At 40.2% G+C, this 20,651-nt stretch carries 24 protein-coding genes and 2 tRNA genes; 16 read left to right on the top strand and 10 right to left on the bottom strand.

Features of this window, described 5'->3' with window-relative positions:
• The gene (locus ACYVBM_RS04565) at positions 1-351 is read left to right on the top strand and encodes a response regulator transcription factor (RefSeq protein ID WP_460684443.1); all 351 of its coding nucleotides are present in this window, start codon (positions 1-3) and stop codon (positions 349-351) included.
• A 109-nt stretch (positions 352-460) separates the two neighbouring features.
• Here the strand turns inward: ACYVBM_RS04565 and ACYVBM_RS04560 are convergent, their stop codons facing one another.
• Positions 461-1,354: a helix-turn-helix domain-containing protein gene (locus ACYVBM_RS04560; RefSeq protein WP_460684442.1), complete on the bottom strand. Its 894-nt coding sequence runs from the start codon at positions 1,352-1,354 to the stop codon at positions 461-463.
• 156 nt (positions 1,355-1,510) lie between these two features.
• On the opposite strand from ACYVBM_RS04560, the gene ACYVBM_RS04555 reads away from it, so the two are divergent.
• Positions 1,511-2,494 (top strand): aldo/keto reductase, encoded by a 984-nt coding sequence (locus ACYVBM_RS04555; RefSeq protein WP_460684441.1) that lies wholly within the window; start codon positions 1,511-1,513, stop codon positions 2,492-2,494.
• A gap of 24 nt (positions 2,495-2,518) precedes the next feature.
• Positions 2,519-3,613: an alpha/beta hydrolase gene (locus ACYVBM_RS04550; protein ID WP_460684440.1), complete on the top strand. Its 1,095-nt coding sequence runs from the start codon at positions 2,519-2,521 to the stop codon at positions 3,611-3,613.
• Between the two features lie 304 nt (positions 3,614-3,917).
• Here the strand turns inward: ACYVBM_RS04550 and ACYVBM_RS04545 are convergent, their stop codons facing one another.
• On the bottom strand, positions 3,918-4,193 hold the full coding sequence (locus tag ACYVBM_RS04545; RefSeq protein WP_460684439.1) for a hypothetical protein: 276 nt from the start codon (positions 4,191-4,193) through the stop codon (positions 3,918-3,920).
• 295 nt (positions 4,194-4,488) lie between these two features.
• Between ACYVBM_RS04545 and ACYVBM_RS04540 the strand changes: the two genes are divergently transcribed.
• The 4 genes from ACYVBM_RS04540 to ACYVBM_RS04525 all read left to right on the top strand — a co-directional run bounded on the left by ACYVBM_RS04540 (position 4,489) and on the right by ACYVBM_RS04525 (position 7,365).
• The gene (locus ACYVBM_RS04540) at positions 4,489-4,704 is read left to right on the top strand and encodes a SymE family type I addiction module toxin (RefSeq protein WP_460684438.1); all 216 of its coding nucleotides are present in this window, start codon (positions 4,489-4,491) and stop codon (positions 4,702-4,704) included.
• 283 nt (positions 4,705-4,987) lie between these two features.
• Entirely contained in the window at positions 4,988-5,830 is an 843-nt protein-coding gene (locus ACYVBM_RS04535; RefSeq protein WP_460684437.1) for a hypothetical protein, read from the top strand.
• 459 nt (positions 5,831-6,289) lie between these two features.
• Positions 6,290-6,505, top strand: coding sequence for a SymE family type I addiction module toxin (locus ACYVBM_RS04530; RefSeq protein WP_460684436.1), 216 nt, complete (start codon positions 6,290-6,292; stop codon positions 6,503-6,505).
• A 431-nt stretch (positions 6,506-6,936) separates the two neighbouring features.
• The gene (locus tag ACYVBM_RS04525; protein WP_460684435.1) at positions 6,937-7,365 is read left to right on the top strand and encodes a hypothetical protein; all 429 of its coding nucleotides are present in this window, start codon (positions 6,937-6,939) and stop codon (positions 7,363-7,365) included.
• 205 nt (positions 7,366-7,570) lie between these two features.
• On the opposite strand, the gene ACYVBM_RS04520 is transcribed toward ACYVBM_RS04525, so the two are convergent.
• Positions 7,571-7,915: a winged helix-turn-helix transcriptional regulator gene (locus ACYVBM_RS04520; protein WP_460684434.1), complete on the bottom strand. Its 345-nt coding sequence runs from the start codon at positions 7,913-7,915 to the stop codon at positions 7,571-7,573.
• Between the two features lie 92 nt (positions 7,916-8,007).
• Here ACYVBM_RS04520 and ACYVBM_RS04515 point away from each other — a divergent pair, with 92 nt between their 5' ends.
• Complete coding sequence (locus tag ACYVBM_RS04515; RefSeq protein WP_460684433.1) at positions 8,008-8,376, top strand: DoxX family protein; 369 nt, start codon at positions 8,008-8,010, stop codon at positions 8,374-8,376.
• 110 nt (positions 8,377-8,486) lie between these two features.
• On the top strand, positions 8,487-9,122 hold the full coding sequence (locus ACYVBM_RS04510) for an NAD(P)-dependent oxidoreductase (protein WP_460684432.1): 636 nt from the start codon (positions 8,487-8,489) through the stop codon (positions 9,120-9,122).
• A gap of 310 nt (positions 9,123-9,432) precedes the next feature.
• On the opposite strand, the gene ACYVBM_RS04505 is transcribed toward ACYVBM_RS04510, so the two are convergent.
• Positions 9,433-10,143 carry a hypothetical protein gene (locus tag ACYVBM_RS04505; protein ID WP_460684431.1) on the bottom strand — a complete coding sequence of 237 codons (711 nt, stop codon included), beginning with the start codon at positions 10,141-10,143 and terminating at the stop codon, positions 9,433-9,435.
• A gap of 16 nt (positions 10,144-10,159) precedes the next feature.
• Positions 10,160-10,825 (bottom strand): class I SAM-dependent methyltransferase, encoded by a 666-nt coding sequence (locus tag ACYVBM_RS04500; RefSeq protein WP_460684430.1) that lies wholly within the window; start codon positions 10,823-10,825, stop codon positions 10,160-10,162.
• A 449-nt stretch (positions 10,826-11,274) separates the two neighbouring features.
• On the opposite strand from ACYVBM_RS04500, the gene ACYVBM_RS04495 reads away from it, so the two are divergent.
• The 4 genes from ACYVBM_RS04495 to ACYVBM_RS04480 are packed head-to-tail and all read left to right on the top strand — an operon-like array spanning position 11,275 to position 14,303.
• Positions 11,275-11,901: a flavodoxin gene (locus ACYVBM_RS04495; protein ID WP_460684429.1), complete on the top strand. Its 627-nt coding sequence runs from the start codon at positions 11,275-11,277 to the stop codon at positions 11,899-11,901.
• Between the two features lie 42 nt (positions 11,902-11,943).
• Complete coding sequence (locus ACYVBM_RS04490) at positions 11,944-13,005, top strand: alpha/beta hydrolase (protein WP_460684428.1); 1,062 nt, start codon at positions 11,944-11,946, stop codon at positions 13,003-13,005.
• Between the two features lie 21 nt (positions 13,006-13,026).
• Positions 13,027-13,758: a carboxymuconolactone decarboxylase family protein gene (locus ACYVBM_RS04485; protein ID WP_460684427.1), complete on the top strand. Its 732-nt coding sequence runs from the start codon at positions 13,027-13,029 to the stop codon at positions 13,756-13,758.
• Positions 13,759-13,796: 38 nt separating this feature from the next.
• Entirely contained in the window at positions 13,797-14,303 is a 507-nt protein-coding gene (locus ACYVBM_RS04480) for a (R)-mandelonitrile lyase (RefSeq protein WP_460684426.1), read from the top strand.
• Between the two features lie 255 nt (positions 14,304-14,558).
• Here the strand turns inward: ACYVBM_RS04480 and ACYVBM_RS04475 are convergent.
• From ACYVBM_RS04475 to ACYVBM_RS04460, 4 genes are all read right to left on the bottom strand, one after another.
• Positions 14,559-14,644: transfer RNA gene (locus ACYVBM_RS04475), tRNA-Leu, on the bottom strand.
• 45 nt (positions 14,645-14,689) lie between these two features.
• Positions 14,690-14,765: transfer RNA gene (locus tag ACYVBM_RS04470), tRNA-Gly, on the bottom strand.
• Positions 14,766-14,959: 194 nt separating this feature from the next.
• On the bottom strand, positions 14,960-15,199 hold the full coding sequence (locus tag ACYVBM_RS04465; protein WP_460684425.1) for a hypothetical protein: 240 nt from the start codon (positions 15,197-15,199) through the stop codon (positions 14,960-14,962).
• A gap of 79 nt (positions 15,200-15,278) precedes the next feature.
• Positions 15,279-16,304, bottom strand: coding sequence for a glycosyltransferase family 2 protein (locus ACYVBM_RS04460; RefSeq protein WP_460684424.1), 1,026 nt, complete (start codon positions 16,302-16,304; stop codon positions 15,279-15,281).
• A gap of 371 nt (positions 16,305-16,675) precedes the next feature.
• Between ACYVBM_RS04460 and ACYVBM_RS04455 the strand changes: the two genes are divergently transcribed.
• The 3 genes from ACYVBM_RS04455 (at position 16,676) to ACYVBM_RS04445 (ending at position 18,731) form a co-directional block, all read left to right on the top strand.
• Entirely contained in the window at positions 16,676-17,110 is a 435-nt protein-coding gene (locus ACYVBM_RS04455; protein WP_460684423.1) for an SPOR domain-containing protein, read from the top strand.
• A 159-nt stretch (positions 17,111-17,269) separates the two neighbouring features.
• The gene (locus ACYVBM_RS04450; RefSeq protein ID WP_460684422.1) at positions 17,270-18,445 is read left to right on the top strand and encodes a M20 metallopeptidase family protein; all 1,176 of its coding nucleotides are present in this window, start codon (positions 17,270-17,272) and stop codon (positions 18,443-18,445) included.
• Between the two features lie 94 nt (positions 18,446-18,539).
• Positions 18,540-18,731: a hypothetical protein gene (locus tag ACYVBM_RS04445; protein ID WP_460684421.1), complete on the top strand. Its 192-nt coding sequence runs from the start codon at positions 18,540-18,542 to the stop codon at positions 18,729-18,731.
• 3 nt (positions 18,732-18,734) lie between these two features.
• Here the strand turns inward: ACYVBM_RS04445 and ACYVBM_RS04440 are convergent, their stop codons facing one another.
• Positions 18,735-20,471 (bottom strand): S41 family peptidase, encoded by a 1,737-nt coding sequence (locus ACYVBM_RS04440; protein WP_460684420.1) that lies wholly within the window; start codon positions 20,469-20,471, stop codon positions 18,735-18,737.
• Positions 20,472-20,651: the final 180 nt, after the last annotated feature.

Raw genomic sequence — 20,651 nt, 5'->3', positions numbered from 1 at the left:
GTGAAAAAAGATGTTTTAATAATAGAAGATGATGATGATATACGCTATTTGATAGAATATATTCTTAAGGGCGCGCTTTATGAGGTTAGAACAGGTAGTTCAGCTAAAGATCTGAATGATGCCCTTGCAGTAAAGCTTCCTGATATAATCATACTGGATATTATGCTTCCCGATGGTAATGGTATTGATTTGTGCAAAAAGATAAAAGGAAACGGCTTAACAAACCATATACCAGTGATCATTATGTCGGCATATCAGTTTAGCAATGTAGAAGACGCCTGCGCTGAAGCTTTTATTAATAAACCGTTCGGCATTCATGAAGTTATCACAGCAGTGGAACAGGTTTCTTAAAAATAATGAACTGCTTAATGTCTGATTTTAACAATCTCCTGTAGCCAAACGGTTAGATTTGATACGTAATCGTCGTTAATGCTTCAAATAAACGGAAGAACTATCCCCTTCAGTTCATGTTCCTGTATTCATTAGGAGTTACGCCGGTTTTTTGCTTAAATAAGCGAGTAAAATGTTGGGGATATTTAAACCCCAGCTCATAAGCAATTTCATTTACGGTTTTGCCAGCATCATATATCTTATTCTTTGCTGTGTCAATTATTTTATTCTGGATATATTCCTGAGCCGATTTACCGGTTTCTTTTTTTATCAGGTCTCCAAAGTAATTAGCAGATAAATGCAGCTCGCCGGCACAATAAGCAACCGAAGGCAAACCGATCAGCTGCGGTTTTTCAGAGACAAAGTAATTGTTTAACAATTCTTCAAATTTTTCCAGTATCCCCCGGTTAACATTTTCTCGGGTAATGAATTGCCGGTCGTAAAACCGGGTACAATAATTTAAAAACAGTTCAATATTGGATGCGATCAGCGTTTTGCTGTGCTTATCGATGGACTGGCTTAATTCATAAGTAATTTTATCAAAACATTCCAGTATGATCTTTTTTTCCCGTTCTGACAGGTGAAGTGCTTCATTTGTTTGGTAAGAAAAAAAGCTGAACGCATTCATTCGTTTCCCAAGCGGCGTATTGAGTAACAGGTCCGAATGGAAGGTCAGCGCCGTTCCCGTTGGCTGATAGACTTCCGGATTGGTTACATCTATTACCTGGCCAGGAGAAAAAAAAACCAAAGTCCCTTCCTGGTAGTCATAATAGTTATTGCCATACCGGATATCCCCGCATTTTATATTCTTCAGCACAATACAAAAGATATTGAAGGTCATCCGGTGACCGGATCTGGGGTCAGCCTTAGAAAGATCCACAATATTTACCAACGGATGTAAGGTGGGGTTATTGTTGAAGACATTATAGTCGTTAACGGTATTAAAGATGATCGCTCTTTCCATATCCTTGTTTTCTAATGTAAAAGTACAAACTCCCTGATAACAGGAGCGAATCCCGGCATCCAATCAGTAATAATGGTAGTAAAACCAGTAATCTGTATACCAATAGCTTCATTTCCAGGTCGGAAATTTGCAGGATTAAATTAAAAAACACAAGAAATGGAAAAAAGGTTTTTGGGAAATAGCGGACTGGAAGTATCCGCATTAGGCTTAGGTTGTATGGGACTTACTTTTGGGTATGGACCTGCAACACCAGAAGCTGATGCTATCTCTTTAATCAGGAAAGCCTACGATCTGGGCGTTACATTTTTTGATACCGCTGAAGCCTATAGTCAGGGAGAAAATGAAGTTCTTTTAGGGAAAGCGGTACAATCTTTCAGAGACCAGGTTGTGATTGCCTCAAAATTTGGTTTCAAAGACGGGGATTCATCCAAGGGACTGGACAGCCGTCCGGAACGTATACGTCAGGTGGCGGAAAATTCATTGAGGTATTTGAATACGGATTATATCGATCTTTTTTACCAACACAGAGTAGACCCGGATGTGCCCATCGAAGAAGTTGCCGGAACCATCGGAAACTTGATCAAAGAAGGTAAGATCCGGTATTGGGGGTTATCAGAAGCCGGAGTGGAAACCATCCGCAAAGCGCACGCTGTGCAACCGGTTGCCGCCTTACAAAGCGAATATTCATTATTCTACCGCGAACCCGAAAAAGAGATCATCCCCACGCTCGAAGAGCTGGGTATTGGTTTTGTACCGTTCAGTCCATTGGGCAAAGGGTTTTTAACTGGGGCTATTGATGAAAACACAAAATTCGATCCATCTGATTTCAGGAACATCGTTCCCCGTTTTTCTGAAGAAAACCGGAAAGCCAACCAGGCCCTGGTAGATCTGTTGAAAGCCATTGCTGCTGAAAAGCAGTCCACACCTGCGCAAATAGCATTAGCATGGTTACTGGCTCAAAAAACCTGGATTGTCCCCATTCCGGGCACAACAAAAATGCACCGGTTGCAGGAAAATGTAGGTGGTGCTGATATTCACTTGAGCGATAGCGAATTGGCGGCTATCGGCGATGCGCTGAAGGATATCGAAATTGTAGGGGCAAGGTATCCCGAACATTTACAAAAAAGAGTAGGAAAATAAAATTGTATAGTAGCCATTAATAAAATGAAAAGGAAAACAGCGGATTATAAACAAATGAGCAAACAGCGATCTGGTATTTATTTACTGGTAATTCTTGCATTTGGCATTACATCTTGTGTGTCAACGAAACCACATTCAAGTGGCAATTTGATCATTAAGGAACAAGGGGCATTTTCGGCAGGCGGTACGGTGGTTAAAAGCGAAGGCGTATTCGATGCCTTAAAGCCGTGGAATGTGCAGCAGGGCGGGCAAACCCGGCACGGGGATCACGCTGATGTTTTTTACCAGGTTCCTGAAAATGCGAAACGCTATTCAATGGTATTCTTACACGGCTATGGACAATCCCGCCGCAGTTGGCAAACCACTGCCGATGGCAGAGAGGGATTTGCTGATATTTTCTTACGAAAAGGGTATGGAGTTTATCTTGTTGACCAGCCTGGCCGTGGCGATGCAGGCCAAACCACAAAACCGGGACAAATTTCAGCAACACCTGATGACCAAACCTGGTTTACTCAATTTCGTATCGGGTTATATCCCAATTTTAACGAAGGTGTACAATTCCCGAAAGACGAAAAATCACTTGATCAGTTTTACCGGATGATGACGCCTAACACCGGCAACGTGGATGAAGGCACTATTGTGAATGCGCTATCGGCGGTTTTTGATAGAACTGGCGATGGTATTCTTTTTACCCATTCCGCGGGCGGTTCTCCTGGTTGGAAAACGGCCATTCAAAACAACAGGGTAAAAGCCATCGTAGCTATTGAGCCGGGTGGATTTACTTTTCCTGAAGGTGAAGCACCCGAAGGAAATCGTGGCGGTAAGGGCGTGCCGCTTGGCGAGTTTTTGAAATTAACCAAAATTCCTATCGTTGTTTATTATGGAGACTATATACCCAAAGAAGAAACCAATGCTGCGTCGCTTAACTTTTGGCATAATGTGCTGGCCACTGCTCGACAATGGGCAAAAGTTGTAAACGCGCATGGCGGTAATGTTACTATTGTTCATTTACCAGAATTAGGTATTAAAGGGAACACCCATTTCATAATGTCAGATTTGAATAATAAGGAGATAGCAGATTTATTAACGAGTTGGTTGAAAGAAAAAGGAATATATTAAACGAACTCAATTTAAAGACCTGTATTCATTGGGTGTATATCTCATTAATGTTTTTTTTGTTATTCAATATCTTTTGTTTTGCCAAATCCGTTACTTTCAACTGGATATATTCTAATGCTGTTTTGCCTGTTTCCTTTTAAGATCACCGAAATAATTGGTAGAAAGATTTAATTGACCGGCGCACCAGGGAACAGACGGCAATCCTATTGTTTGCGGTTTATCAGAATGGAAATATTCGGTCAACAATTTTTCAAATAGCGCTAAAATATCATTATTCACATCGTTGCGTGTAATGAACTGGCGCTCATAAAAACGGTATACAGTAATTTAAAAACAGCTCAACATTATCAACAATCAGCATTTTGCTATGTTTGTCCACCCCACGTTCCAGTTCATAGCTGATTTTATCGAAACAATCCAAAACAATTTTCCGCTCTCTTTCAGACAAGTGCAACGCCTCATTTGACTGATAAGAAAAAAAAGTATAATCATCAATATGCCTGCCCAAAGATGTACCACGTATCAAATCGGTATGAAACAGCAAAGCGTAGCCCTGCGTTATAGGCAAGGCTACCAGCATCCGTCCGACAATTAACGTCGTAGTTTGATGACCGACTCTTTCGTTTTTATTCTAACACTTACAATTTGAAAGTCCTCGTTCGGACAGAATTAACGCTGACAAAAATTTAATTCTGACGTTGACAGACTTCATAAATATTTCTATCTTTGGAGTGCGAAACGATTAAACGATGTACAATTCCTTAAAATTAGAAATTAAAGATAAAGTCTGGCGGAGAGCAGGTGAAAGTCCTGTATCTACAAACTTCGTTTGTCGTTTCGCAGCACCGTCAGACCTCTTTTAAAACAAATAAGTCATGCGAAACGACAAACGAAAAACAATCAGGCGACCCGATGTGCGTAGCCTGAAGATCCAACCAGACATTAAGATTAACCGCTGGAGTCAGACAACAGTTCCTGTAATCAAACTAAGTGGACTTTGGCTTGACAGATTAGGATTTGCCCCCGAGCAACGGGTGACAGTTACCACAATGGACAAATTGCTCATTATGCGGCTCGACGAACAACACTAAGACTTTAAGCCGTCAGTTCAAAACGAATTGGCAGCTTTTCTTCTTCCTTGACAGCATTATTTATTCTTGACACATTTCTGAATTTTGACAGTAAAGCCGACACAGGTGACGAAAAGCCCAGCACATAACAGCGGTTTGGCGTCAGGCGAGGTTTTGTGCTTCGTTTGACGCTTTTTTGTATATTTGAGCTTTGGTTCTTCGCTTCACGTTTGTGGTAAAATTCCCGCCCGAACGCAAAGCCGCGAACAGTTAGCGGTCATTGTAAAACGACACTTCCAACAAAATGAAAGTACCAAAATATAACTTGGTTAGACATATTACATTCATAATATTTCTGACGGCATTACTGACGTTGGGAATTGCATATCCTTTTTTAAAAGGAGATTATGACCGCTTAGCAATACCAATTTCAACTATGATACAGGTATTCGGTCTTGTAGGACTTTCGTTAGTTCCAGTTGGCATTTTATGGGCGACAATGTCAAAATACCGATTTGGTTTTACCATTGCAGCTATCATTGTCAGTTCTGTTATCGTGATGATACTTGCTCTTTTCGCCACTTTGAGTGTTGGAAAATCATTTGGACTGCTAACTCTTTTGCTATGGATAATTGTAGCGATACTTTTGATACCTCAAATAAAAAAGCTAAAAGGAAAGACAGCAAATAAAATGGATTTTTTGCCTTTCTACCTGATTTGTCTTCCAATTATTACCCTGCTTTTACAATTGACACTTGCTAAGCCTCTGACACAGCTCAGCAGGAATCGTGCAATTGAAAATGCTTACCGATTTATTAGACATATTGAAGAATACCAAACACTACGAGGTGCTTATCCTTTGACGCTTCAGGCACAAAACAAAGACTATTATCCAGATGTTGCAGGAGTTGAAAAGTATTTATATGCACCCCATAGAAAAGGATACAACCTCTCTTTTGAACAACCAAGATTTCTTCTTGATCGTTTTGGGACAAGAGAATGGGTGGTCTATAACCCGTTAGACGAAAATAGTGTTTATAGTCATACATCTTGGCTTCTTCCAACAGAACAAGAAGAAGCAAGTCAGGGATGGTATGCTTCCGGGAATACAGGGCATAAGCACTGGAAATATTTTCTGTTTGATTAGAAGAAAACAACGAACCGCGAAAGAGATATTTGCAAAAGCAGGGCTGACGGAAGTAATTGAAGAGTTGTACTACTATTAAACTTTTGTACTAAATTCGGCTGACGAGCTTCGATTGCCGCCACATCGCAAATACCCAAAACGTTATAGGCAAGGCTAAGACCCTCGTTCCAAACAACAACATTCCAACCTGAACCCTGACAGGACATTGCTTACTTTAGCTCAGACAAAAACTGCATTTCTGTATGAATTGCATTTAGACAAAAATTTATTTTTGACAGTTAAGAAGTTGAAAATCTTTTTTATATTTGCAATGCGTACAATCCATAAAGTTAATTACAATGACAACTTTAATGTTTAACAATATGCCTGGCAGAGAGCAGGTGCAAGTCCTGCACACTTCAAGACTTCTTGGATGTACGCAGCACTGTCAGGCTACTTATTTAAAATCTTCAAAAGGTTATGCGTACATCCAAGAAGAAAGTAAGCAAACGACCAGAGGTCAGAAGCTTAAAAATCCAACCAGACATCAAGTTTAACCGCTGGAGCCAGACAACTGTTCCTGTAATCCGGCTAAGCGGACTTTGGCTTGACAGATTAGGGTTTACTCCCGAACAACGGGTGACAGTTACTACAATGGACAAATTACTCATTATCCGGCTAGACGAACAACACTAAGACTTAAAGCCGTCAGTTCAAAACGAATTGGCGGCTTTATTTTATGCTGACACAAACGCTCCATTGACACTTATTCAACAGGTTGACAGAAAGCCCAGCCTATAACAGGGGTTTTGCAAGAGCGGGGCGAAAATGCTTCAAACGAAGCATTTTCGTTATATTGGGGCTTTCGGCTTCGGTTGAGGATTTTCGGCTGAAAATCCCCGCCCTCGCAAAGCCCCAATACGTTACAGGCAATGTTGCCTGACAGCACGACCATACCAAACAGGCAGACAAACAAAATGCAGGACAAAAAAGGACCACTTGACGCTATAGAACAGTACGACAAACTGACAACGGCATTTGATATTATCGTTTCCCACGAACAAAGACATTTAGAACAAGCGAGAGAAGTTTTGAAATTGCTGACAAATACCAAGACATAACCTCAAATGATCAATGCAATAAGAAAAATTATAAATTACCTGACGAGTAAGCCTAAAACCCTATTCTTGATAGATGGTTTGGGAGCTATGCTTACTACACTTTTATTGTTTGTTGTGTTGAGAAATTTCAACGAATATTTTGGAGTTTCTAAAACAATATTGACATTTCTTTCAGCAATATCAATGTGTTTCTGTTTATACTCAACAGCGTGTTTCTTTTTCTTAAAAGCAAATTGGACACCGTTCATAAGAGTAATCAGTTATGCTAACTTACTTTATTGTGTTTTGACAGTTGGACTTGTAATAACACATAACTCTTTTATCTCAACATTAGGAATTGTTTATTTTTTGGCAGAAGTAATAATTGTATGTTTACTTGTTTACATTGAACTTAAAGTAGCAACAGCAGTTAAACAAAATAGAACAAATGACTAAAAATAACACTGCCGGTAACATCGTATTGGCAATAGGTAGGCTGAATGGCTTCGTATCAAAGGGAATGCAAGGGTCAACGTCCGTTCTCCGATTGGGCTTTAATGCTAAAAATCCCCGCCTACGTAAAGGAACAAACCGTTAGCGGTAATGGTAGGACGACCGTTCCAACAAAGAAAGCTCCGACAGGCAACGGGCAATAAAAGGACTATTTTTTTATGATTTTTTTTCGGTGATTAACGCCCCAATCTCTCAATGCTTTTATGACATTGCCAAGCGAAGCGGCATAAGGTGTTGTGGTGTATTCAACAATAACAGGCGACTGGTCATAGACAGTTCGTTTAATCAATGTATGCTCTTCCAAATCTTTCAATTCTTTAGAAAGAACTTTTGATGTGATTTTTGGAATACTTCGTTCAATTTCCCTAAAACGATTGTTGCCTGCCGAAATTGAAATCAATATCATCAGCTTCCATTTGCCACTTATTACGTCCAAAGCATCTCTGACAGGAAGCATTGCCGAAGAACATTCCGTATGGTTTGCTTTGCTCATTATTTCGCTTTTTACCGCTTACCTTTAGGTAACTGCTATACTTTTGTAAGCAAACGTAAGTATCTTTGTCTAAACAGAAAAATATTATAATAATGAATACAGCACTTTGGATAACACAGGGAATACTTGCGGCAATGTTTGCAATGGCAGGAGTTATGAAATCAACACAGCCGATTGACAAACTAATGAAATCGGGGCTGAATTGGGTTGAACGAGTTCCTGTTTCAACGGTCAGAATTATAGGACTATCAGAATTATTGGGAGCGATTGGTTTAATCCTGCCTTTGGCATTGGGCATTCTTCCAATACTTACGCCCCTGGCAGCAGTTGGGCTTGCGGTAATAATGATATTTGCAGCAGTTCACCACTTAAAACACAAAGAAAATAAAGCAATTGTTTTCAACGCTGTTCTTTTCTTGTTAGCTGCTTTCGTGGCTTATGGCCGTTTCACAGCTCTATAATTCAAATCAAACCGACATGAAATTTTCCAGGCCAAAATTAAACAAAGAGGTATGAAAAATTTCATCAAAGGTTCCTCTTGGCTGAAAACAATAATAAATATTCAAGAGAAATGAACATTACCATATTTGGCGGAACAGGAGCAACAGGACTTTTGCTCATAGAAAAAGCATTGCAAAGCGGGCATTCAGTTACCGTGTTTGCAAGAGCACCGTCTAAAATTTCCATCCGGAACGATAACCTTAGAATTGTAAAAGGCGAATTGACAGAACCCGAAAAAATTGAAGAAGCAATAAAAAACGCTGATGCGGTAATCAGTGTTTTAGGACCTGCTCAAAAAACAAAAGGACTTGTTATTGCTGATGGCATAAAAAGCATTGTAGAAACAATGAAAAAGAATAACGTGAAACGCCTGATTGCCACAGCGACACCAAGTTTTAAGGATAGTTACGACAGATTCCAGTTCGGATTTGCGGTTGGTATTTTTATGGTAAAGACCTTAATCAAAGACAGCTACAATAACATTGTTCTGACAGGAAAATATATTTCTGAAAGTGGTTTGGATTGGACAATTGTTCGGCTTCCAATGCTGAGCGACAAACCTGCAAGTGGAAAAATAAACGCAGGTTACACAGGTGACGGAACTGTAAGTTTGTTTTCTCTTTCAAGAGCCGACTTAGCTGACTTTTTATTGCAACAGTTAAACGATAAAAAATGGCTGCATAAATCACCTGTAATCAGCAACTGACCAACGACAAGAGCCGCTACGCAAAGCCCCATACCATTGCTGATTATTGTAAATGTAAATATTTTTAGAATGTACAAGCAGGAAACTCATTCCTGCTTTTTATCTGGGCAATAACCCAGAAAATGGAAAAACATCCTCTTGATAGTAATAGGTTATGGCCAACTCTGCACCGAATCCCATATCACTATCATAGTGTATACGAATACCCCTGTTTTTATTTATTGATGATATACCTCAATTCTCCCATGTATTCGTTATCCGTACAAATAACAAATCCTTTAATTTGAAAATTTTCAGAGAGTTTATTGTTTTAGTCTTTTGATATTTCGTTTACAACTTTGAAATCTTTAAAGTACCCTTCTGTGCCAATATCTACCCAAAGGCCGATACTACCTGATTTTGTATTTCCTTTCATTTCGCTTACAATAAAGGAAGCACGTTTTTGATTGTTGATGTATAGTTTAGCCATCTTATCCTTTATTTCGATCCTTATAGTGATCCATTCATCCAGGCCGATATCGGCGTAGGTTTCAAACGCTCCGTTTGATTCCTTTCTTAAGCGATCAAACTTATAATCAGGATAGGCATAATACTGTACTGTATGATTTCTTCTAAACTGATCGTCAGCCCGGCCATTTGTTGGTCTTAGGTAGATAGCGTCAAAAGCTGAATTATCATCATTAACTCTATAGGCAACACCGATAAAACCTCGTGCAGCTTCAAACGGCGAAGGGTTTTGAATCCGGCTTAACATTTTTACCTCAATCACACCATTTTTGAAGTTTAAATTTTTCACTTTGACAAAGGTGGGCTCATCAACCGTAGCGTTCATCCTTTTAATGTCGAAAGGCAATTTTTCCAGATCCCTTTCTACTCTTAATGCTTTTTTGCCTTTTAAAGTAGCAAGGGATGCCTTCACATTAACAAGACTAAATTCCAACCCGCCAAACTTTATCGTTTGTGCATGAGAAATAAAGAGAGAACCCATACAAACCACCACCGTCAAAATTGCTTTTTTCATCTTCCTTTTATTTTAATCAATAATTTGATAATACGATGCAGACACCTGTTACTTCTTTTTTTATAAATTCCAAAGTGAAAAATGATTTTCCGTTTGGCAAAATATTCTCTTCGCAACCAATTAAATCAAACCCAAATTTTAAAGCTGTCCGTATTAAATCTTCTTTGTCCACAACTTTGAAAATATCTTCAACTAAGTTTAGAGATGCGATCCCTGTATTACTGACAGATGTAACCCCGTTATTGGATTGAATTGTTATTACGAGTATAGCGCCTCTGACGGTATTTTTTTGAAGAAATTTAAAACAATGTTCAATATCAACATATTCCAGGATTAATGCCCCCCAAACAAAATCAGCGGCAACAAACGTCTCATCCGATGTGTTTATATCCGCATTTATAAGAATGAGTTGCTCTATCCTGTTTCCATATCTTTTTCGTGTTTCTTCAATATAAGCCTGATTGATATCTATACCGCAAACACTTTTTGCTTTCATAATATCAACGTGTTCTAATCCGTTACCGCCACTTACTCCCAGGAACAAGAGCCGCTCCGGATTATGCTTATGCAGGTATTTCCTGGTAAGGGAGTTCAGCAACTGCGATTGACCAACATCATGATGCTGCATATGCTGTTCATAATCGTTTAATGGAATTTTATTCCAAATATTTATGTCTCCCATAATTCTCTTTCTTTTCTAAGCTAACAGGTGTACCCTGTAAAAATACAAATTAATTCTTCCCATTTCTATAATCTTCTGTACATCCTACCTCTCAAAGCCAAACCGTTCCGGTTCTTTATGAGAAGTATTAATAAATAAGCGGCGCTCTTTTGCCCCCTGAACGATAACAAATTAGAAAGAAGAAACGACTTGCTTTATTATTCATACTATCAACAGCAATCCAGTCATTCAATTGAATAAATAAGAACACAAAAAAACTCTTTAAGAGTACATCCTGTTAAAAAATGTGCCTTCATGCAGCAATTCGGCCTCTTATCTTCATCGCCGGCATGATTTCTATTTCAGCAGGGCCGCAATCAGTAATATTGGTAGCAATTTCCGTAATCTGTATACCAAAAAGACGGAATGGTATCAGGAAATTTGTATAAAATGATATATAACTTATTCGGATGAAAAGTTTAATAACATATTGCTTAATGCTAAGCGCATTCTTATTTGCGCTGACATCCTGTTCGGCAGAAGAACCATCAATAGAAAAAGGTGATTCATTGCGGGATAAAAAAATATTGATCATTTATCTGTCACGTACAAAAAACACCAAAACCGTAGCAGAAATCATCCACAAGAAAGTGGGCGGTGACCTGGTAGCATTGCAACTGGTAACGCCCTATCCCGAAAACTACCAGCAAATAGTAGCGGAGGTAGCCAAAGAAAATGAAACGGAATTTTTGCCACCACTAAAAACTATCATTGACAGCATTGAAAAATACGATGTAGTTTTTATCGGGTTTCCTACCTGGGGTATGCAATTACCTCCGCCTATGAAAAGCTTTTTAAAGCAATATGACCTGTGTGGGAAAACAGTTGTTCCTTTTAATACTAATGCCGGATATGGGGTTGGCAGCGGATTCGAAACGGTAAAACGGCTTTGCACGAAGAGTAAAGTTCTGGAAGGCTTTTCTACCAAAGGCGGCATAGAAAGGGACGGAATTTTATTTGTGATGGAAGGTGACAAAGAAAAGCAGGTGCATACCGAGGTACAAAACTGGTTACGTAAAAACGGCTTAGTAAAATGATAAGAAATAAACGCATGAACGCTTCAAAAGGATAAGTATAAAATGAAAAAATTAACATCAATAATCGCAATAGCAACGTCACTCGCTGCTACAGATATGGTAAATGCGCAATCTACAGAAAAGAGGCATCAACAAAACCCCTTTACACTGGTATACGGCGGGGCAATAACGAAGAATGAAAAAGGGAAAGTAAATATTCACCCTGTAACCTATAAGCTGAACGGGATCGATATAGCAGCGAATATTTATACACCAGCCAATTATGATACTTCAAAGAAATATCCGGCGGTAGTGGTAGCGCATCCTAACGGAGGTATAAAAGAACAAACTGCCGGGTTATATGCCCAGCGCCTGGCAGAAAATGGATATATCACTATTGCTGCGGATGCTGCGTACCAGGGCGCGAGTGGCGGAGAACCCCGCCATACAGATAAACCTCAATACCGGACTGAAGATATTCGCGGCATGGCTGATTTTATTGGCCAGTATGCAGGGGTTGATGCCAACCACCTGGGTGTTTTGGGTATTTGCGGTGGTGGTGGTTATACACTGAAAGCTGCCCAATCGGATAAACGGTTTAAAGCTGTAGCAACATTGAGCATGTTTAATTCTGGCGAGGTAAGACGCAACGGGTTTCAGAATTCGCAATTAGCTACCATACAGGAACGCTTAAAACAAGCTTCAGATGCGCGTGCTCAGGAGGTCGCCGGTGGTAAAATTCTTTATTCGGGAGTAGCGAGCATTACAGATGAGGAAATTGCCAAAACCCCGACCGATCTGTATCGGGAAGGATTTGAATACTATTACAGAACCCATGCACATCCCAATTCAACCTTTTTGTACTCCACGAGCAACTTAATGGACCTGATGAGCTGGGATGCCACCGATCAGATTGAATTAATCAACCAGCCCCTCTTGATGATGGCTGGAAGCAAAGCTGATACAAAATACATGACAGATGAAGCGTTTAAAAAAGCAACAAATGCAAAAAACAAAGAATTATTTCTGATTGATGGCGCTACTCATATACAAACCTATTGGAAACCGGAATATGTAAATAAAGCAGTAAATCAATTGGTCGTTTTTTTTGGTAAAAATTTATAAATAGAATTGGCCTCTTGAAACATGAAAACAATTAAATTATTTGTAGCATTGGCAATTGTATTAAGCATTACGCCCTTTGCGCTAAGTGCGCAAGGTGATCCTTATAAGAAAGCCATATTGAGCCCCAGGGAACAATGCATTATCAGGATAGCTGCGGTTACGGCCAAAGGGGACTTGTCAAAGTTAAAAGCGGAACTCTATACCGGCTTAGATGCAGGGTTAACTGTCAATCAGATAAAGGAAGTCCTTGTTCATTTATATGCCTATGCCGGGTTCCCGCGCAGCCTTCGCGGTCTACAGACATTTATGGCCGTATTGGATGAACGTAAGGCTAAAGGAATTAATGATATTAGGGGTGCGGAGGCCTCACAGATCCGTAGTGAACATAGCAAGTATGAACGGGGCAAAGCAATTCTTGAAAAATTAACCGGTATACCGGAAGCAGGACCCAAAACAGGTTATGCTTCATTTGCTCCGGAAATAGAGGTTTTTCTCAAAGAACACCTGTTTGCTGATATTTTTGAACGCGATGTGCTGACCTATACCGAGCGAGAATGGGTGACGGTATCAGTGCTTAGCAGTATCGGCGGCGTAGAGCCCATGCTACGCTCACACTTGAATATTTGTCTGAACATTGGATTAACGCCGGGGCAGTTACAACAATTTCCAGGAGTTATTAAACAGACGATTGGCAAAAAGGGATCCAGAAAGGCACAAAAAGTGTTGGACGAAGTGTTGAAGGGTAAGGAATAAATTTTACTGTAGTAGTAATAAACATCTAAACGATAATAATGAGAAAAATAAATTTTAAAGGACGTTTCTTATTGGCATTTTGCGTTGTTGCGGGTATACTATCGTGCAGTGAAACCAAAGAAAAATCTCAGGAAAATACAGGTGCGTATATCATTTTCCCAAAAGGTGAAAAGATCTCCAATAATAATTTTACCGGGACGGCCTGGTTAAAACCGCTGGTAAACGCGGATAGCGTCAACCAGGTAGCAGTGGGCAGTGTTACTTTTGAACCCGGAGCCAGAACCAAATGGCATTCTCACCCCGCGGGTCAGATAATCCTGGCACTGGACGGAATTGGGTATTACCAGGAAAAGGGGCAGCCAAAGAAAGTGTTGCGGAAAGGAGATGTTATAAAATGTCCGCCTGATATTCCCCATTGGCATGGTGCCAGTGTAGATACTGCGTTTGTACAGATCGCGATAACCGGCAGGGAAAAAGGAGAAACGGCTTGGCTGGAAGTTGTAACTGATAAAGAGTATAATCAGGAACCTCAAAATAACCAATAGACATCGCAGAGCAGGATAGTTTTGCTGTGGGAGGTATGAGTTATTACCAACTTAGGTACTAACAAAAGCTTTAAGTGAATTAGCCTAACTTGTCAGAAATAAACCCGGATTTTCAATACCGATAAAAAATAATTAACTTAGATGTAATTAAGTTCTTTTACATCTCCAAATGATTTTGTATGCAAATTGTATGCAAATTTCTCAAAAATAAAAAAAGCTCGCTTGCGCGAACCTTTTTATCTGATTGATAATCAGTGCCCCAGGCGGGACTTGAACCCGCACGGACATTGCTGCCCACAGGATTTTAAGTCCTGCGTGTCTACCAATTCCACCACCAGGGCTGACGAAATCTGTCAAAAAAAAACCTCTCTTTTGAGAGGATTTTTTGGAGCGGAAGACCGGGCTCGAACCGGCCACCCCGACCTTGGCAAGGTCGTGCTCTACCAAATGAGCTACTTCCGCCTATAAAATCTATTTGGTGTTGCAATCAGGAGGGCTTGAACCGGCCATCCCGACCTTGGTCCCGATAGTTATCGGGATGCTCTACCAAATGAGCTACTTCCGCATTGTTAAGAACTTTTCGTAACTGCTTTGTTACTTAAGGGGTTGCAAATATAAGGGGCTTTCCGTTTTCTGCAAAATAATTTTCTGAAAAATTATTTGTATTTGGGCGTATAAAGGGTGCTTTCCTGGATGTGCACTTTAGGCTTCTCAAATCTTTTTGTGTACAGCTTGTAACAGCCACCCCATGTCATCAAAAAAAAGCACGCAATACTTAAATAAAATATATAAGCAGAAGCTCTTACCCAGCTTTGTCTGAAGTCATTCTTTTCATAATTTTTAAGACTTTCCTGGTATTCCTGTTCTTTAATCTTTTCTACATCTAAGGGTTCCATGTATATATTGTTATGATGCAAAAATAAAGGAAACAGCCTAAAAATAATCAACCGGGGTAAGGCATTTTTTAATCTCACCCTATTTATCATCAACCAGTTCCGAAAAAGTCTTTTTACCCTTCACAAAGTACGCCCAGGCTACATTTTTTCTAAGATATCCATGTAAAACGCCCTTTCTGTTTATAGGGAAAACACTCTTCTTCCGATCTGCCAGTATCCATTTAATAAAAGACAAATGAGCGCTGAACACGGCTACAAAATATCCTCCGTCGCCTTTTAACAAGCTTTTAAAAGCAGACACCCCATCCAGGAAAGCTCTTACAGTTAATACATACCACTTCCGTCCTCCGTACATATTTTTATATATCATAATATTGTTGTTGCGAAAGTTTAAATAAGTTTTTAAAGAATTGCCTTTGGGCAGCGTTCCTCCGCCAACATGATATACCCGGGAAGAAGGACAGCTGTAAATCTGATAGCCTAATAACTGTATACGCCAGCACAGGTCAATCTCTTCCTGGTGTGCAAAAAAATAATCATCAAACCCACCTGCTTCATGAAAAACAGATGCCCGTATACACAAAGCCGCTCCGGTAGCCCAGAATATGGGTTGGGGCCGGTCGTATTGTCCTGTATCTGCTTCAGTAATATCAAATACACGGCCCATCGCAAAAGGATAACCATAATCATCCAGCCACCCTCCTGCCGCACCGGCATACTCGAAATATTCAGGGTTATGGTAAGATAATAGCTTGGGCTGGCAGGCAGCTATTTGCTTATCCTGCTCCAACAGGCTAATCATAGGCTCGATCCAGCCGGCTTCTGTTTTTACATCCGAATTCAGTAAAATATAATAATCAGCCTCCACCTGTTTTAAAGCCAAATTATATCCTTTGGCAAAGCCGTAGTTATCATCAAGCCTTATAATTTCTATGGACGGATAGGTTTCCTCTAAAAAAAATAAAGAGTCATCAGCAGAGCCATTGTCTGCCACAATCACCCTGTAACCAGGATATGTAGTGGTCAATAAAAACGGTAAAAATTCTTCGAGATATTTTCTACCATTCCAGTTTAAGATAACTATTGCTACAGAGGGTTGCATCATTATATTGGCGCAAAAATAGGGTAAGTTAACAGGTTACAGGCTACAAACTCATTTCATATCACCAGGTTTTCTGCTAAAATATAAATAATACAGTTGAATGAGCGCAATAGCACCATTACTCAAAATAATGGGCCATTTAAACCCCAGCAAAATTCCGTAAACAACAAAAAGCATACACGCAAAAAAGTTGATGCACCTGATATATCTTATATTCCGTGGCAAAAAAGATAGTACAAGGATTATTGTGGCTACATATCCAATTATTTCTGTGCTGTCATTCATAAAAAATGTTTTAATTGCCCGGGTTCTGTTAATTTTGTGAAAGCAACGTTTTAACAAAAAAACTAATCTAAGAAAAATAAACAGAATAAATGATGAAATTTCTTCCGTTAGTTCCAGTACTTTTTTTTACATCTGGTTTGTTAGCCCAAACAACAGGCAGCGTTAATGTTTATAAAGATCCCCGGATTGATATATTACTAAAAAAGCAGGCTGAAGCCAACGACCTCTCTACCCGGAACACTTCCAAGCGAAGAACGGCAAAAGGTTACAGGTTGCTGGTAGTGAGCAGCAGTAATCGTGCAGAAGCCATTGCCGCCCGTACGAAAGTATTAACTAATTTTCCCGAGCTTAAAGCTTATATGTGGTACCAGGCACCTTATTATAAAGTAAAAGCAGGCAATTTTATTTCCAGGAGTGATGCCCAGGCTTATCAGAAAAGAATGGCTTCTGTATTCCCCGGCAACATTTTTATAATGAACGATATCGTTGAGGTAAAGCCCGAAGAAGCCGAAGTGGAAGATTAAGCAGCTGCTGTTTGTTGGCCCGGCAAAAGAACAGGCAGCATCTTTGTTGCGTCGCACGCTTCATTGTTCCGGTTATAGGTCAGCCTGTATAAATGTAACCATCAGGCTGCCAGGCCAGGCCTATTTATCTGCATAAGAATTTTTCTGTACGTTTGCCTGATGATTGAAAAAATACAATCCCTTGCAAAAAAATATACTCCTGAGTTTATCAGTATAAGGCGGCACCTGCATGCCCATCCTGAACTCAGCTACCAGGAGTTCAAAACCTCTGCTTTTATTCAGCAAAAACTGGCTGAATTAAATATCCCCTTTGAAATAAAGGCACAAACGGGTGTCATTGGCTTAATTAAAGGTAAGAATCCTGATAAAAAAATAATAGCGCTCCGTGCTGATATGGATGCGCTGCCTATTAGTGAAGCCAATGAAGTCCCTTACCGGTCGGTTAATGAAGGTGTCATGCATGCCTGTGGTCATGATGTCCATACCGCCTGCCTTTTAGGGGCCGCAAAGATCCTGAATGAATTAAAAGACGAATGGGAAGGAACTGTAAAACTCATATTTCAGCCGGGTGAAGAAAAAAATCCCGGTGGGGCCAGCCTCTTAATTAATGAAGGAGTTTTAGAGAATCCTGCCCCATCGGCCATTTTCGGACTGCATGTACACCCGGCCCTCGAAACAGGTAAAGTAAGTTTTAGGGGCGGTAAAGTAATGGCCAGTGCTGATGAGCTGTATTTTACCATAAAAGGAAAGGGCGGCCATGCTGCTGCTCCTCATTCAACGGTAGACCCTATACTTATTGCATCGCACCTGGTAATTGCCTTGCAGCAAATTATCAGCCGCAGAAGAAACCCCCTCTACCCTTCTGTACTGTCTATAACAGCATTTAACGGAGGCACTGCCACTAATGTGATTCCGGAGGAGGTAAAGCTGATGGGCACTTTTCGCGCTATGGATGAAGCCTGGCGGTTTGAGGCCCATGAGCATATCAAAACAGTTGCTGAAAACCTCGTACGATCAATGGGCGGTGAACTGGATCTGAATATCGATGTAGGCTATCCTACTGTATTTAACAACGAAGCATTAACCCAAACAGCTACTCAAAAAGCTATTGAATACATGGGAGCTGATCATGTAGGCGAAACAGAAATACGCCTGGGAGCGGAGGACTTTGGATATTATACTCAAAAAATACCCGGCTGTTTTTACAGGCTGGGCGTAATGGGCGATCCCGGTAATATACGCAATGTGCACACTCCGGTTTTTGATATTAATGAGGCTGCGATAGAAACCGGTATGGGTATGATGGCCTGGCTGGGCACATCCGTATATAAATAGTAACACCGCCTTAGCAAACCTTTCGCCGTCTTATTGCATCTTAATAAAGACAGGGGTGACTGGCCATACCTGTAAAAGGCTAAAAACAAACATTATGAGTATACTCAAAATATTTACTATACTGGTAATCAGCGTTAGCCTTGCTGCATGCTGTCATAGCAAAAAACAAAAAACAATTCCCGCTGCAAAAGAAGTGCTGTATGACAGGAATACCAGGGATACTAAAATACAGGAAGGGCCGCCAAAAACAGAGCTGCAGGATACTACAGCGCGACAAACTGAATAATAATCAACGGATAGTTTTAGGTGTTACTACCATATCATAGATTTTGGTTGGCTCTCCCAATGGTTGAACTATTTGATCGTTTGTACCGGATATGACAGAACGGGGAGATGTAGAAGAGGGCTGGTAAGAACTATTTCCTGTAATTCTTCTGATAGCAGCCAAAAAAGCCGATTCATTGGGGTTGCCTAAATCGTATCGCACATCATCATTAGACCGCAGGTCAGTTTTCATTCCCTGGTAATATCCCCCCTCATCATTTTTATTTTTCGACTCAAAATTGGACATATAGACACTATACTTCCCAAGCCTTATCTCAAAAAATCCTATTGGTTTTCCGTAAGTATAATTTGGATTATCATTTGCAGAAAACGGCGCATTAATTAAATAAACCTCATTAAAATAAGGCTTTACACTATTAATCAGCAATTCGCTGGCCGACGCAGTGTTATCACTTACAATAAAATACACAGTACCAATATTTCCTGATGTATTAAAACTTCCTTCCTTTTTTATATAGGTGGTATTCCGGCCCACAGAAAAATCTATATCGTAATACGTATAATTCTGCTTAATATTATTCAGGTAAACCGGCTGATTTTTCAACAGAGTGGCCTGCTTATTTTGCATAGTAGTATTATAAACTTCTTTAAATAGAACACCTCCATTGGCACTGGCCGGTAATATGGTATTTGCAAAATATTCTGCAGTGCTTACATAACCTCCACCATTATACCTGAGATCGATCACCAGGTCTGTGGCTTCTGAGAACCTGCCAAACACTTCCTGGAGTGCAGGCCCAGTATTGTCCCCAATTGTAAATGATTTGTATGCTACATAAGCAATTTTTTTGGAACCTGCTGTAATAAGCGTATCGCTGTATACCGGATTAAAAGTGTATAGCGTTTTATCGAAAGGATGATCAGAATAAGCTCCTGTAACAGGATCGTACGTGGTAAGTGTCATGTTGCTTCCACCCAGCGCGCTCTCTATTTTAGCCAGATTATTGGTATAGGTCCACGCATTACCATTAAATTTTGCAATAATGTCCCCTCTCCTAACACCCGCGTTCCATGCCGGCGAACCTTTGGTAACAATCCTTACCAGACCCACAATACTATCCTTCAAAGACTGGGGCAATGCTTTAGGCGTTCCGCTTAAGTAGGAAGCTCTTACAAACGCAATAGTAAATCCCAGCTCGTTCTCCTTTCCATCCAGGGTCATTTTCAAATCAGCCACCCTCTTCTGATCAACAATAATATTAGATGTAAGACCGCCACCATATAGATCAGAGGTCAATACAGCATATGAAAACTTGCTGGCAGTATTAACATCAGTTATTACACCATTATTATAGTTCTGATATTGCTCATAAGGTTTTCCTGTAGAGGGGTTAACAGGAATTCTCGTGAGAGCGAGCAACTCATTTTTCAGGCCCGCCAGCGTATCTGACCGGGTATAGCCTAACGGATTGAATGTAGCACTATCCGGTAAAAAAGTATTCCAGTAATAAACCTGACGGGCATATTTATACAAAGAATCAGCCAGCAACTGTTGATACGTTTTGGTTTCGGCAGGAGAAGGGCCTGGCTCAGGTTTGGCATCAACAATATCATCCGGTGTACAGGATACCCAAACCAGCAAAAGAATAATGGCTGACAAAAAAGTCCGCCTGGGGATCATCATACTCTGATTTTTATGAAAAGATAAACTATTATCTGCTTTTACAGATATTTTTAACATATCATCCGGTACTTTTAAAAAGTATAGTATAGCAAATCTGCCTCCAAATTATCCTGCTCAACATCCTCTTCCAGCGAAGCTTACAGCCACTTATCCGGAAAAGGCCGGCGTGAGATTTGTTCTCAACAATTTGAAATACACCCCGATAGTTATTATATATGAACAACAAATACTTTACTT

The organism is Niabella aquatica (assembly GCF_054779315.1).
Note: the sequence above shows the minus strand (reverse complement) of the source record. Positions and strands in the feature narration are given on the sequence as shown.

Coding starts and splice junctions, on each gene's coding strand:
- ACYVBM_RS04560 (WP_460684442.1), bottom strand. CDS start 1,354: ATGGAAAGAGCGATCATCTTTAATACCGTTAACGACTATAATGTCTTC.
- ACYVBM_RS04555 (WP_460684441.1), top strand. CDS start 1,511: ATGGAAAAAAGGTTTTTGGGAAATAGCGGACTGGAAGTATCCGCATTA.
- ACYVBM_RS04550 (WP_460684440.1), top strand. CDS start 2,519: ATGAAAAGGAAAACAGCGGATTATAAACAAATGAGCAAACAGCGATCT.
- ACYVBM_RS04545 (WP_460684439.1), bottom strand. CDS start 4,193: ATGCTGGTAGCCTTGCCTATAACGCAGGGCTACGCTTTGCTGTTTCAT.
- ACYVBM_RS04540 (WP_460684438.1), top strand. CDS start 4,489: ATGCGAAACGACAAACGAAAAACAATCAGGCGACCCGATGTGCGTAGC.
- ACYVBM_RS04535 (WP_460684437.1), top strand. CDS start 4,988: ATGAAAGTACCAAAATATAACTTGGTTAGACATATTACATTCATAATA.
- ACYVBM_RS04530 (WP_460684436.1), top strand. CDS start 6,290: ATGCGTACATCCAAGAAGAAAGTAAGCAAACGACCAGAGGTCAGAAGC.
- ACYVBM_RS04525 (WP_460684435.1), top strand. CDS start 6,937: ATGATCAATGCAATAAGAAAAATTATAAATTACCTGACGAGTAAGCCT.
- ACYVBM_RS04520 (WP_460684434.1), bottom strand. CDS start 7,915: ATGAGCAAAGCAAACCATACGGAATGTTCTTCGGCAATGCTTCCTGTC.
- ACYVBM_RS04515 (WP_460684433.1), top strand. CDS start 8,008: ATGAATACAGCACTTTGGATAACACAGGGAATACTTGCGGCAATGTTT.
- ACYVBM_RS04510 (WP_460684432.1), top strand. CDS start 8,487: ATGAACATTACCATATTTGGCGGAACAGGAGCAACAGGACTTTTGCTC.
- ACYVBM_RS04505 (WP_460684431.1), bottom strand. CDS start 10,143: ATGAAAAAAGCAATTTTGACGGTGGTGGTTTGTATGGGTTCTCTCTTT.
- ACYVBM_RS04500 (WP_460684430.1), bottom strand. CDS start 10,825: ATGGGAGACATAAATATTTGGAATAAAATTCCATTAAACGATTATGAA.
- ACYVBM_RS04495 (WP_460684429.1), top strand. CDS start 11,275: ATGAAAAGTTTAATAACATATTGCTTAATGCTAAGCGCATTCTTATTT.
- ACYVBM_RS04490 (WP_460684428.1), top strand. CDS start 11,944: ATGAAAAAATTAACATCAATAATCGCAATAGCAACGTCACTCGCTGCT.
- ACYVBM_RS04485 (WP_460684427.1), top strand. CDS start 13,027: ATGAAAACAATTAAATTATTTGTAGCATTGGCAATTGTATTAAGCATT.
- ACYVBM_RS04480 (WP_460684426.1), top strand. CDS start 13,797: ATGAGAAAAATAAATTTTAAAGGACGTTTCTTATTGGCATTTTGCGTT.
- ACYVBM_RS04465 (WP_460684425.1), bottom strand. CDS start 15,199: ATGGAACCCTTAGATGTAGAAAAGATTAAAGAACAGGAATACCAGGAA.
- ACYVBM_RS04460 (WP_460684424.1), bottom strand. CDS start 16,304: ATGATGCAACCCTCTGTAGCAATAGTTATCTTAAACTGGAATGGTAGA.
- ACYVBM_RS04455 (WP_460684423.1), top strand. CDS start 16,676: ATGATGAAATTTCTTCCGTTAGTTCCAGTACTTTTTTTTACATCTGGT.
- ACYVBM_RS04450 (WP_460684422.1), top strand. CDS start 17,270: ATGATTGAAAAAATACAATCCCTTGCAAAAAAATATACTCCTGAGTTT.
- ACYVBM_RS04445 (WP_460684421.1), top strand. CDS start 18,540: ATGAGTATACTCAAAATATTTACTATACTGGTAATCAGCGTTAGCCTT.
- ACYVBM_RS04440 (WP_460684420.1), bottom strand. CDS start 20,471: ATGTTAAAAATATCTGTAAAAGCAGATAATAGTTTATCTTTTCATAAA.